The following is a 13126-nucleotide window of genomic DNA, read 5'->3' as shown; positions in this document are numbered from 1 at the left end:
AATTAATTCATATACCCTTTTGCACACAAAAATACTAAGCGCAACACATTATATTTATTATTAAAAATGAATAATAATACACTCTAGGTATTATATTAATAATAATAGAACGAACTCCTATTAAATTTGTTAATAGATGCGTCAAAATAACATATTGTAAGCATAAAAAATTTTAGATCAGAAAGGTAGATATAGGAATTTTTAGAGTCTTTTATTTATAGAAAATATTTAAATTTCTATAATTCAGAATATTATTTCCGGTCAATTATAGGGTTCTTCTGAAGGAATATTGATAAGTGTTATTGGATAAAGGTAATCAAATTTATAAATTCATTAACATATAAATGTTTCCTCTTAGTAAGTAAACGATCTAAAAGGTGATACATTAATTTGTATCACCTCTAGCTATGTTTTAAAACCGACTCTATTTATGATACGGTTCACTGCACCAAGTTCTAGCTGCATTTTTTATAAAAATTCACAAACTATTTTATGCAAAATTTCGAGCATCGTTATTTCGGCCAAAATTATAAACCGTGACTAGAAAAAAAACGGCAGCAATCGCTAACAGAATCATAAAATTAAGGTAAATACCGCCAAAATGATAAGTTTCTTTTCATAAATTCAATTTTATTAAAAAAGTAGTAAGTATAAACAAAAAACAGACTAACTCTTAATCGATTTAACCTGTTATAGTTTATCTTTTTATACTTTAAGGTCTTCACATAAAAATTCCATAATAAAAAGCAGGGAATTCTTATGAGATTCCCCACTTTTTTAATATATTTCCAAAATTTGAATTTCTAAAGAAAACCTCTAAGCATTTTATATAGTACGTCCCTACGTTAAGTCGCCGCTGCTGAGGAAGCAGTAGCGTGGTCAGCCTTTACACAATCAATTGCGACAACGAGCGCAATAATGATAGCTTCCATCTCTTCATTCAATATTTGTACCTTGTAGCTATCACCCCAAGTGAACCACTCCTTATTCACTTTACCGACGACTTCACCATGCTGTAAGATTTGAAAATCCATATCCCACCAGTTACCTTCTACCTCAATGCCTGCCGCATCAATTGTATAGCGTGCTTTAAAGAAAGAAAACTCCTTCTTAATCGTTAACACCTCTTGACCGTTTACTTCAACAAAAAACTTCGGTAAAAAGCTGAACACCTTTTTCGTAATAAGCGCGACCTCATCTCTTGCTGCATTCATAATGGAGAACGTTTTTGGAATTTGCATAAAACTGCCCTCCACGTAATAAACATCCTTCTCCTGCTGATCCTTTACCGTAAATTTTCCACTTAAACTGAATACCTTCTGCTTAATAAAAAGTTGCTTCATACTACGCCTCCTTTTTAATAGCATATTACTAAAATCATTTTTATCATAGACAATAATTACAGAAGTGTGTTTTATATGTATAATATTTAATGAAATTTGCCTAGGAGAAAAATATTTTCTTTATATATATTCACCATATAAATAACTCTCTTACTTGTATCATAGAAATAAAGCCTATTCAAGACTGCTATATCTTAAATAGGCTTATTGTTTTTTTACAGAGAAAACGTACTTACTTATGATACGGTTCCCCGTAATGTATCTAAATGAGGTTCCGTACATTTTCTTTTAAAACCAATTCGCTGATTACTCGCTAGGATGTAAAAACTATAAGCTCTGTTAAACACAATGGTTGATTTTATTAGAATCCATTGAAAAGCTAGTTTCGTCTCTTCTTTTAAAATCAACACAAGCTCCAAGATAATGATAAACAATCAAATACACAGAGTATTATAATATTAAAAAAGTATAAGTTAAATAGTAAGTAAAGAATTTATTGAATTTAATCCATCAAGTACTTGTTTAACTTCAATATTTTTCGACCAATCTTCATCTTCGATTTCTACACGATTATTAACTACAAGCCATAAGTTAAGCTATGGCGTGCAGCCGCTCTACTAAAACCTATTAACTCTTACTCCTCAAGGTGAATCATATTTACCATTCCTACAAATTGAACCTTCTTTGGCTTTCTAATATGGGCTTCCTTTACTGCTGGCTAAACAAAGTACTATTCCGGCTGGCGGTGTTTAGGGAGATGCTGAACAGCTTGTTTCTTTCACTCCACTTATCTGGTTTTCAAATACTACAACAGTAGGTACGAATCCTTACAAAACTGGACAGGACAAGTTCGAAGTAGTTTCTTCATTCAGACACAACCTGAATACAAATATACTTGTGGTAAATAAGCAACGAAAAAAAGGAGACTTTGAGAAATGAAGTTCAAAGTCTCCTTAAAATATCAGCATGCTATCTAGTTCTTATTGAAAAGTAGCCAAAGATTTGTCCTCTATGCTTATTTCAATTTAACTCCTGTAGAAATCTCTTACTTTACTAGACCGTGTGGGTCGATGACGAATTTTCTTGCAGCCCCTTTATCAAAATCTTGATATGCCTTTGGAGCTTCGTCTAATGATATTACTGTAGCATTAACAGCTTTCGCAATTTGAGCTCTTCCACTCAAAATTGCCGCCATTAAATCGCGATGATATTTCATAACAGGTGTTTGACCAGTTACAAAAGTATGTGCTTTAGCCCATCCTAAGCCAAGACGAATTTTTAACGTACCAATTTTTGCATCCTCATCAATTCCACCAGGGTCCCCAGTTACGTAAAGACCCGGTATACCTAAACGTCCTCCAGCACGTGTTATTTGCATAATAGAATTTAAAACAGTAGCAGGTGCTTCAACTGCATAAGCTCCATGTGCAGATGCTTCAAATCCTACACAATCTACAGCACAATCTACTTCAGGTGCTCCAAGTATTTGGTCGATTTGCTCTCCTAGGTTTGAATGATTTCGTAAATTAACTGTTTCGCAACCAAAGCTTCTAGCTTGAGCTAACCTTTCTTCATTTAAATCTCCTACAATTACTACAGCGGCTCCTAGTAACTGAGCTGAATGAGCAGCAGCGAGACCAACTGGACCTGCACCTGCGATATACACAGTTGATCCCGGTTTCACACCTGCACTTACGGTACCATGATATCCAGTTGGAAATATATCTGAAAGCATTGTTAAATCTCTAATTTTCTCCATTGCTTGGTCTTTATCAGGAAATTTTAATAATTGGAAGTCGGCATATGGCACCATTACATACTCAGATTGACCTCCAACCCATCCTCCCATATCGACATAACCATATGCTGAACCAGGACGATCTGGATTTACATTTTCACAAATATGAGTATTCCGCTCCTTACAGCTACGGCACCGACCGCAAGCTATATTAAATGGAACAGAAACTAAATCACCTTTTTTAATAAATTCAACATCTCGGCCTACTTCAATCACTTCTCCTGTAATCTCGTGGCCTAGAACTAATCCTGTCGGAGCTGTAGTTCTCCCCCTCACCATATGCTGATCGCTTCCACAAATATTAGTTGTTACTACCTTTAAAATAACACCATGATCACATTTGCGTCCTACATTAAGTGGATTTACCCCTGGTCCATCTCGTAAAACCAAATCTGGAAAACCAATATCTTGCACTTCTACTTTTCCGGAGCCCATATAGGCCACAGCTCTATTTCCAACCACTTGCAATTCCTCCCCTATATCATAAATTCATACAATCTATATATATTGCCACTTTGTCCTAATCATTCTTATGAAAAATATTATTCGTTCGTTCAAATTATTCATTTCTTGTATAACGAAATGGCTCTATCTCTCACGTCTATTTCTCTACTTTACAATTGAATTCACCCATTCCAATTAAGTAGAGATTTTTTTCCTTGCAAACTGCATATGAACTAAAAGAAGAGAGTTAGTCCATAAAGAACTGACTCTCTTCTTTTAGTTCATACTATTAGGTCTATTTTTTCTATTTAATCAACGCTCCATTAAATGAATAGAATCTCACTTACTTGTGGTACGGTTCACCGTGACTAGTAAAAGTGAGGCTTTATTTATTGAGTAATTTAATGATTAAATGATGAATTAGAATAAAACATAAATGTTTAGCTCTCTCTATCTCTCCCAAATTAAAGTCATCTCTTGCAAAAGTTCGTCCCATGTTTGCTCTTTTGTGATGATTACTTTTTCAAAATCAAACTGTCCATAATATACTGCATCAACAGATTGGCTGTCCGGTAACTCAAAACGATCGGGACCTATTCTTTCATCTTCTCGTAGAAAATTGCTCGTAGGAGAGTTAGCCATTGTTTCAACATAATAAATTAAGCTAATATTTTTCATTTCTCCATCTATTTCAACCTTCATCGGATGCGTCATATGAGTCCCTGCATGACTTTTCCCAAAATAATTAGAAACGAGTGTCCCATCTTCCTGTTGTTCAATCGCAAATAAATCCTTTGAATAAGGAATCGTTTTTTGATAATAAAACACATATGAAAATATAGCCAAACACAATAGAGTAGTCGTTATAACCGAACCACAAATAAGCATGATTTTTTTACGATTCCATTTTTTATTGATTCTTTCAAATAAAGTTGCATTATTTTCAATCGGTACATACATCGTTTGCGTCATTTGTTCGTATTCTTTTTGACAAGTCTTGCATGCTTTTAAATGCTGATTTACTAGATCTTTCGTATCTTCACTCACGACCTCATCTACATAAAGCGGTAGCAGGTCTTGAATAATTGTACATTTAATTTCTTCCATCTTGTCTCGCCTCCATATGCGCTACTATTTTCTTTTTTGCACGATAAAACGTCACCCTAGCCCAGCCAGCACTTTTACCGAAAAGTTGACCAATTTTCTCAAAAGATAGTTCGCCAAATGTGCGAAGTGAAAAGACCTCTTTATACGGTTCTTCCATCGTGTGTAAATAATGATGAATGGCAAAAGCCTGTTCTTCATCCATTAAATGCTCCACGATTTGAACATCTAGTACTGATTCTTCCATCTGATTGATTTGACGTTGCTGCTTTTTGTAATGCGTAAAATATGTATTTTTCGCGATTGTAAAGAGCCAGGCCCGAATATCCTTTTTCCCATCAAATTGATGAATGGACTTCAATGCTTTAAAAAACGTTTCTTGCGTTATTTCTTCCGCAATATTTTCATCTACCGATAATGATTTCATATATAAATACACATCATGAAAATACATTTGATAGATTTCCTCAAAGTCCATAGCTTTCACTCCCTTCACTTATATAACTATTGAACTTGTATTCCGTTACAAAAAATTTTCATTGCATAAAAAATAGACATATTCATTTTATCTGAATATGCCTGTCAAATTTCCGTAAGTTTATAATAAATATTATGTGCTTCTAACTGATTGAAAAAAGGAAAGTAATATGTGAGCTACCAACCCTGGCTACTACCTTTTGATACTTACACTTTATCTACAGTAAAGACATAATTTTTCTCAATTCTAAAAACCGCACTTACTTATGATACGGTTCATCGAAACTAATATGAAAACGTAATACCTATTTTCGATCGTACGCCTATCTTTATTGTTAAATGATAAAACAGACATTTTATTTAAGGAGTGATGCAAAGTGCATATATTAACTTCTTTCAGAAAATGTTCTTTGTAGCGAAAGCGAAGCGACAGATAAAGAAGTCTCCCATCTCTATAGAGGGTGAGATGAATGTGGGTTTAAGTTACTTTTTAGCGGGTGTTTGGACACTCGTTGAAAAAAGTTGAACATTTTTATAAAAAATCCATCTTTATTCAAAACGCCCCTGTCTTTCAGTAAGCACCCACTTTCGAACATAACCCATCTTTTCTTGAATATTTTCGATTGTTTTTTCACTTTGAAATGCCTTTTGCATGACGGTGTAGCGCAAATCCGTAGCTCTCACATTCGTATCGATATCCTTTGACATCGTTTGGAAAATTCGCTCAATTGTTTTTGTTGAAATGGCTTTTGATTGACTAACCTCACTTACCCAAAGCCATTCTCCTAACTTTTCTTCATGTAATTCCTCTGTTGCCTCCTTATAGTGCGAGAGCATGTCCATTAATATCGGTGAAAGCTTCATTTCTCTACGTCCATTATTGTTAGCAATGTAAACTACAGATGAATCAAAGTTAAGATGAGCCCATTTCATACGTACAAGCTCTGCTGGCTTACATCCTGTTTCCATCAGTATTTGGACGATGCAGCCATTACGCCTTGCTAGCCATGCATGCTCCATAGTTTTAGCGTACCGAAAATAGGTTGGCCAGACATTTGCAATTTGCAGCAATTGCATATTTGTCAGTAATGTTAAAGCTTCTTTTTGCCTCTTTTTTGGCTGTAAAATGCCCTCATAGTCAAATGGCTCCACCCACTCTCTTAAAAAGACAAAGTCTACAAAGCCTCGTATTGTAGCAATTTTATGATTAAATGTGTTGACATTTGTGTAGGTCTCTTTCAAATAATTACTATATACAAATAACAATTCTTTTAAATGATGATCCACATACAAGTAGTTATTGTCATGAGCAAACACTAAAAATTGCTTTCCATCTATATTATATTGCTTTTTAGTAGCAGCACTTTTCTTTAAAGAATTTAAAAGTAATAAATAGCTGTTCCATGCGTCTACTAGTGTGTTCATCTTGCTACCTCCTTAAAAACTGTGCGTGTTTTTACTTTAGTTTACTATATTTTGGGTGCGTACGTTTATTATTAATTTATATAAATTGTAATGTCGGATAATCTGTAGTATACATACACGATCCTGCCTCCACTGTTCAAATGGTCCGCTAGCAGTGTCTCATATCTTTTGCTTTCTTACAATAGTAATTCCACTCTTACTGTTGTAGTACAATTTCTTTAAAATGCCTCTATTCTTGTATAACAGGACTTATTTACATGAAAATTCGTATAATTTAGTGTTTATTGCCGTTTGTGTTATATAATAAGTGTATCAACTAAAACATGTAGGGGGCTTTTCAAATATGCAAGTAAAAACAACTCGACTTGAAGCAGAAGACGCAAAGATTATTTATCAAGAAACAGCTGGCCTAGCGATTATTACGATCCATCGCCCACAGGCTAAAAACGCGCTAACAGCAAATATGTGGGATCAATTAGCTAAAATTGCCCTACAAGTATTAGGTAATCCGAAAAATAAAGTATTGATTTTACGCGGCTCTGGCGAAAACTTTACGGCCGGCTCTGATATTAAAGAATTCAACGCTATTTCCCTTGAAAAAGCCGAAGAAGCATTTGTACATATGGAAAAAACGATTTCCACAATTGAGCGTTTACCAATTCCAACGATTGGCGTCATTAATGGACCCGCAATGGGCGCTGGCTTAGAGCTTGCATTAGCTTGCGACATTCGCATTGGCTCAGAAAAAGCAAAGCTTGGGATCCCGGTCGGTAAATTAGGGATCACCTTAAATAACAAATTTGCCCAGCGTTTAGTTCAACTAGTTGGCCCTTCTACAACGAAGGATTTAGTATTTACCGGTCGTATGTTTAAAGCTGAAGAAGCTTTCAAGCTAGGCATGCTTAACTATTTAGTCACTGAAAAAGATTTAAATAAATACATGATTCGCATGGGTAAGCTTGTTGCAGGAATGTCTCCTGAATCTTTACTAGCTGTAAAGGAATCTGTGCAAGAATGCGTGGACAGTGCTCCAACATTATGGCAAGGTTCAACACCGTTTGTTGGTAAAGATTTTGAAGAGGGCTGCCGTGCCTTTGTAGAAAAACGTCAACCTCGCTTTACACGTCAATCAAAATAAAAAAACAGGTACTCTACTCGCCCTCATGCGAATGGAGTACCTGTTTGTTAAGATTTCCGCTTTAGCACGACCGATTTAATGTGAAGATGAATCGCATCTAATTCATAACCAAATTGTTGATGAAATTCCTCTTGTATCATTTTTTGTAATGCATACAATCGATCTGGTAAGGAATAATTAATGGGTAGCTTTAGCTGTAATGTAATTGTTGCTTGCGCTAGATCACCTAATACGAATTGTACGTGCTCAACTTTGTGTACAATATCTTGCTTGGCACAGCAATATGTTAGTAACTGCACGTAAACATGCTTTCCAATATCGATATACTCCTGTTGAAAATCCGGGCGAACAATCGTCGTCTCCCCTATTTTTTCACGCTTTGAAGAGAAAATCTCCATCCCTCTTTGAACGAGTCGTATAAAAAAGTTTTGTTCGACTTGTCGGTACGGTATTGGCATGACGTGCTTCCCTTGTGTCTGTCGAATAAAGCGAGCTTTGGCAATTTCTTTTTGGGAACGTACATCTTCAACATAGTAATATTGATCGATAGGACCAAGTTCTAGCTGTCTGGCTATCGTTTTTGTCATTTTATCGGATGTTCCAATCAGTAAAATCGATTGTACTTTATATGTATTAAGTGCTTTTTTTACTTCATCGCGATGTGTATCATCTGTAAAAATAGCTCGACGAACGGCTGTTATCGTATTTTTCTCAAATTTTGCGGAAATTCCCGCTACTTTCACACCATCGACAATGAGAAGACCATCATCAATAAGAGCCTCTACTCCGATTTTATGAGCGAAAACAAGTGCGCTTGTACTTTTCCCCGTTCCACTTGGACCACTTAAAGAATAAACATTCATGACTAACAGCTCCTTTCCCTTTCATGATAGCAGAAACATATCACATTTACCTTCAAATATTATTATTTACATTATTATCAATTATGCCTTGGCATAATTGCGTCCGGAATAAGTTTTGTTCTTGCACAAAGCACTCCTTTCTGATTCCGTGACATCCGCCGGAGGCTTTTACTTTTTTCAGCATTTTGCTGAAAGAAGTAAATTATTTCCGCTAGCCTACGCACACATCTTCTTCTATATAGAAATATATTCTTTTTTCAGAATAACTTTCCCTTTAGGTGCTTTAGTATGATAAAATGTGAACTACTATTCTGTTATAGAACTATAAGGAGTGTACTAGTTTGAAAATCGTACCATCTAAAAAAATGTCTTTATTTACAGCAGCAATTTTCGGAGATTTAAAAAATCATGCCAAGCTACAGGAAGCGAAAGGTATGAAATTGATTGACTTAAGCTTAGGTAGTCCAGACCTACCCCCTGACGCTAAAATTCGCGAGCATTTATCGTATAGAGCGGGCTTAGCAGAATCCTACGGGTATACATTAACAGGCACGCAACGTTTTTATGAAGCTGTTAGTCGTTATTATAAACGTCGTAGCAATGTAGATTTAGATCCCGCTTCTGAAATTATTCAAACAATTGGCTCTCAAGAAGGATTAGTACATTTACCAATCGCCTTTTGTGATCCAGGAGATATCGTATTATCCACAAACCCAGCTTACGTTGCCTATGATGCAGGAATTCATCTAGCAGGTGCAACTCCATACTATATGCCTCAAACAGCCGATAACGATTATTTACCAGACTTAGACGCTGTTCCTGAAGATATTGCACAAAAAGCAAAGCTACTAATTTTAAACTTACCAGGTAATCCAGTGCCTGCAATGCCTTCAATGGCCTATTTTGAAAAAGTCATCGCCTTTGCGAAAAAATATAACATCATCGTTCTACATGATGCAGCATATTCTGAGTTCTACTTTACAGGTGATGGTCCAATTAGCTTCCTAGCCGCTCCTGGCGCAAAAGAAGTTGGCATGGAGATTAACTCATTATCGAAAAGCTTTAGCTTAGCTGGTACACGTATCGCTTATATCGCAGGTAATGCTGAGATGATTTCGATCTTAAAACAATTAAAATCTAATTTAGATTTCGGTATTTTCGAGCCAATCCAAGATGCTGCGGTCGTAGCACTTGATAACGCAGAGGAAATTACTGCAGGCCTACGTGCAACATTCTCAGAACGCCATAAAACATTAATGAACGGCTTACGTGACTTAGGATGGGATGCAGCCCCTTCTGACGGTGGCATGTTCGTCTGGGCAAAATATCCGTACGATATTGATTGCACAGAGCTAGCCTTTAAAATAATTGAACAAGTTGGTATCGTGACAGTCCCTGGTACAGTATTTGGTTCAGCTGGACAAGGTTATTTACGTTTAGCCTTAGTACAACCGAAAGAATTGTTACAGGAAGCTGTTGACCGTTTAGCACAAGTGCAAGTTACATCACAAAAATAATTGTGTAAACATATGGAAACCCTTCTAACATTATTTGTTGGAAGGGTTTTTGCTATTGCTTTTTATGTAATCTTCAAGTATTGGTCTATCAGGTGGACTAATATTTTTGGGTAAATCATCTAAAGAGAAAAAATGTAGCATTGTTGCCTCATTTTGATCATGAACAAGGACGCCACTATATTCTTTACATTCAAATGCTGTAACAACTATATAAACTTCATCACCATGCGGATATTGACAATAAAAATCTTGTCCAGAATACGTATTGATTAATTGTAGACTTTTTGCCTTCAGTCCTGTTTCCTCAAATAACTCTCGATGGGCAACTTGCTCTAATGTTTCACCCAGCTCCATCGATCCCCCAATTAACCCCCAACATCCATTATCTATCCGAAGCTGCATTAAAAGCTGGTGACGATTATTAATGACCAATACACAAGCACCACACATAATTAATGGTCTGGTTCCAACTATTTTACGCAAATCTTTTATATATCCCATACAATCCTCCTTTAATACGTAGGCTCCTATTCAACTCCCTTATTCGTTAAAATTGACTGGTATTTTCACTAACAAATAGTCTCCAGTCCACTTTTGTGTCGCTACAATCAAATTTTTACCATGTCTTTTAAAGAAGAGTCCATTACCATCCTTGTGTTTGAAAACCCAACCATTTTGGCCAACCATTTCCTTGATCATATCATCTGCTACTGATATATTTCGTTCATTTATTACATACCACTCATAACCGTTTTCATTCGACAATTTAACAAGTTGTTTCTCGGTATCATTTATTTTTTCTATAACAGCTTTTTTGCTTAGATTTTCTATAGGGAGTGGTGGAAGATAGAGTTTGTTGTAAAATACGAATGCTCCAACAAGGATAATTATTATTCCGATTGTTAATAACATCTTCTTCATAAAAACACCTCCTTCTACAAATATCCATCAACACCTTCTCTCTCCTATTTTACAGCAGATTTAAATTGTATGGATACTGCTTCAGCATATCTTTCTAATGTCAATCAGAATAGTGAAATACAAAAGTAATATAGTGAATCAACATATTTAGTGGAGGTTAATATAATGTTGGGAGTGGAAGAATAAGCAGACTTTCAAGGATCAACAGTTTGTGCTGATCTAAGATCTATGAAAGTAGCATTAAGAAATGAGTATGTGAAACCGATTTACACGCTTATGTTGTTTTTCTCAAGGTTTGGGGGACGAGTCCAATGATTTAAAATAAAGTGATGATGATTTATCTATAGACGACATAGTATTTCACTTTACTCTTAAGCTTCGTTCTCAATAAATGTGAATATTTTCATTATCTTTTTAACCACAAAAGCAATTCCCCATGCTTTCATCCATGATTTAAAGAATAAAGATGTATATCCAACATTCATTGAAGTCATAACGAAAGAGATAATACTGGATATACCTAAAATCATAAGGACACTAAAAATTAATGGTTCGAATTTTTTATTGATTTTCAAAATTCACACCTTTTTCTATCTATTCTATGCTATCAAATTTAATCAACATCTAATCTTACAGTCTAGAATTTAGGTTGTTTTGCTTTGCAAATAGCAATTTTAAAGAATAACCTTACAAAAAAACCCCCGAATAAAAATATTCGAAGGAATGTAATTACTATATTCATTTATTATTTTTTCGTTTACTCTTTTCTTTAAATAATTATGTTGTATGTCATCTGTATCTGCTAAAGCTTCTTTTCTATTTGAATGAACATCCATATAGTTTAATTACTTTTTCTCGGTCGCATAATAAATCATCGCAATGGTCGGTAAAGCTATTCCAATCAAAAATGCTGCTTTCCAACCAAACATGGCGTATGCCCATCCTCCTGTCGCAGAACCAATAGCACCACCTCCAAAAAAAATGGCCATGTATAATCCATTAAGTCGGCTTCGAAACTCTGCTCCCAATGAGAAAATAGCGCGTTGACCAAGGACTAGATTAGCAGAAACCCCCATGTCTAAAAGAATTGCCGAAACTACCAATATTACTAATGCTAATGTCGAGCCTCTTTGAATCATAAGGGGTAGAATGACAGAAATGATAACTAAAGCTAAAGCTAATCCTGTAGCTGGTCGAACCCAACCTTTATCAGCAAGACGACCTGCCACAGGTGCAGCAACCGCTCCAGATACTCCTACCAATGCGAACAACGCAACTTCTTTTTGCGAAAAATTGAAAATCGGACTGGTCAATAACATAGGAACAGTTGTCCAGAACAAACTAAAAGTTCCGAACACACAAAAGTGATAGATTGCTCTACGTTGTAGGACTGGTGTCGATTTGAGTAAATGCAACATAGATATCAGCAGTGTTGAATATTGTGTTGTTGTCATTGGTTGCCTTGTTGGAAGTAACTTTACTAATACAAAAGCCAGAATAAAAATTATTACAGCGGAAAAGACGAATATAGCGCGCCAGCCCATAAACTCCGCCACAATACTTGATATGGGACGAGCGAGCATGATACCAAGTAACAAACCACTCATAACATTCCCCACATTGCGACCACGTGTGGCATCGGGTGAAAGATGAGCTGCATACGGTACTAGTACCTGAGCTGCTACTGAGCCTACCCCGATAAACAGTGAAGTTGCAAGAAATAGCGTAGCACTTTTAACCACTGCAGCAATCGCCAACACGACTGCAGTGAAGAGCAATAAAGTAACAACAAGTTTTCTATTTTCCAGGATATCTCCCAGAGGAACGATAAATAACAATCCGATTCCGTATCCAATTTGAGTCAGCGTGACGATGAGGCCAGCTGCCCCGGAAGATAATTCGAGTGTAGAACTGATGGGTCCTACTAAAGGTTGCGCATAATAGAGATTAGCAACAATCACGCCACAAGCTATGGCCAAAATGAGTATAATCCACGATGAAACAGGTTTCTCCATTTTTTGTTTTGCGATTAAACTCATAGAAAACTCTCCCTCACTTTATTAAAGTCGTATTTACCGGAATGATCATTCCAGTAA

12 protein-coding genes are annotated in these 13126 nt (G+C 35.8%); 2 read left to right on the top strand and 10 right to left on the bottom strand.

Translation table 11 applies throughout. The features are described from left to right. Positions 1-845 precede the first annotated feature (845 nt). The 5 genes from ACQKOG_RS23055 to ACQKOG_RS23035 all read right to left on the bottom strand — a co-directional run bounded on the left by ACQKOG_RS23055 (position 846) and on the right by ACQKOG_RS23035 (position 6591). Positions 846-1343 (bottom strand): LURP-one-related/scramblase family protein, encoded by a 498-nt coding sequence (locus ACQKOG_RS23055; protein ID WP_402871590.1) that lies wholly within the window; start codon positions 1341-1343, stop codon positions 846-848. A 1045-nt stretch (positions 1344-2388) separates the two neighbouring features. Next, positions 2389-3603, bottom strand: a complete 1215-nt coding sequence (fdhA, locus tag ACQKOG_RS23050; RefSeq protein WP_402871588.1) for a formaldehyde dehydrogenase, glutathione-independent — start codon at positions 3601-3603, stop codon at positions 2389-2391. 432 nt (positions 3604-4035) lie between these two features. Continuing rightward, positions 4036-4692 carry a zf-HC2 domain-containing protein gene (locus ACQKOG_RS23045; RefSeq protein ID WP_402871585.1) on the bottom strand — a complete coding sequence of 219 codons (657 nt, stop codon included), beginning with the start codon at positions 4690-4692 and terminating at the stop codon, positions 4036-4038. Continuing rightward, entirely contained in the window at positions 4679-5167 is a 489-nt protein-coding gene (locus ACQKOG_RS23040) for an RNA polymerase sigma factor (RefSeq protein WP_402871584.1), read from the bottom strand. The genes ACQKOG_RS23045 and ACQKOG_RS23040 overlap by 14 nt, the downstream gene beginning before the upstream one ends. A gap of 548 nt (positions 5168-5715) precedes the next feature. Then, the gene (locus ACQKOG_RS23035) at positions 5716-6591 is read right to left on the bottom strand and encodes a tyrosine-type recombinase/integrase (protein WP_427448340.1); all 876 of its coding nucleotides are present in this window, start codon (positions 6589-6591) and stop codon (positions 5716-5718) included. Positions 6592-6934: 343 nt separating this feature from the next. Here ACQKOG_RS23035 and ACQKOG_RS23030 point away from each other — a divergent pair, with 343 nt between their 5' ends. Further along, positions 6935-7729, top strand: coding sequence for an enoyl-CoA hydratase/isomerase family protein (locus ACQKOG_RS23030; protein ID WP_370081407.1), 795 nt, complete (start codon positions 6935-6937; stop codon positions 7727-7729). A 47-nt stretch (positions 7730-7776) separates the two neighbouring features. Here the strand turns inward: ACQKOG_RS23030 and ACQKOG_RS23025 are convergent, their stop codons facing one another. After that, on the bottom strand, positions 7777-8592 hold the full coding sequence (locus ACQKOG_RS23025) for a hypothetical protein (RefSeq protein ID WP_427448339.1): 816 nt from the start codon (positions 8590-8592) through the stop codon (positions 7777-7779). A gap of 341 nt (positions 8593-8933) precedes the next feature. On the opposite strand from ACQKOG_RS23025, the gene ACQKOG_RS23020 reads away from it, so the two are divergent. Continuing rightward, positions 8934-10109 carry an aminotransferase class I/II-fold pyridoxal phosphate-dependent enzyme gene (locus ACQKOG_RS23020; protein WP_427448338.1) on the top strand — a complete coding sequence of 392 codons (1176 nt, stop codon included), beginning with the start codon at positions 8934-8936 and terminating at the stop codon, positions 10107-10109. 30 nt (positions 10110-10139) lie between these two features. On the opposite strand, the gene ACQKOG_RS23015 is transcribed toward ACQKOG_RS23020, so the two are convergent. The 4 genes from ACQKOG_RS23015 to ACQKOG_RS23000 all read right to left on the bottom strand — a co-directional run bounded on the left by ACQKOG_RS23015 (position 10140) and on the right by ACQKOG_RS23000 (position 13069). Next, complete coding sequence (locus ACQKOG_RS23015) at positions 10140-10610, bottom strand: NUDIX hydrolase (protein WP_427448337.1); 471 nt, start codon at positions 10608-10610, stop codon at positions 10140-10142. A gap of 39 nt (positions 10611-10649) precedes the next feature. Further along, positions 10650-11030 (bottom strand): hypothetical protein, encoded by a 381-nt coding sequence (locus tag ACQKOG_RS23010; protein WP_427448336.1) that lies wholly within the window; start codon positions 11028-11030, stop codon positions 10650-10652. Positions 11031-11401: 371 nt separating this feature from the next. Then, positions 11402-11605, bottom strand: coding sequence for a DUF2798 domain-containing protein (locus ACQKOG_RS23005; RefSeq protein ID WP_427448335.1), 204 nt, complete (start codon positions 11603-11605; stop codon positions 11402-11404). A gap of 270 nt (positions 11606-11875) precedes the next feature. Continuing rightward, positions 11876-13069 (bottom strand): MFS transporter, encoded by a 1194-nt coding sequence (locus ACQKOG_RS23000; protein WP_370081419.1) that lies wholly within the window; start codon positions 13067-13069, stop codon positions 11876-11878. Between the last annotated feature and the right edge of the window lie 57 nt (positions 13070-13126).

This window comes from Lysinibacillus sp. NPDC093216, from assembly GCF_050280325.1.
Classification (GTDB): Bacteria; Bacillota; Bacilli; order Bacillales_A; family Planococcaceae; genus Lysinibacillus.
The sequence above is the reverse complement of the archived record's forward strand: the minus strand, read 5'-3'. Positions and strand labels throughout refer to the sequence as shown.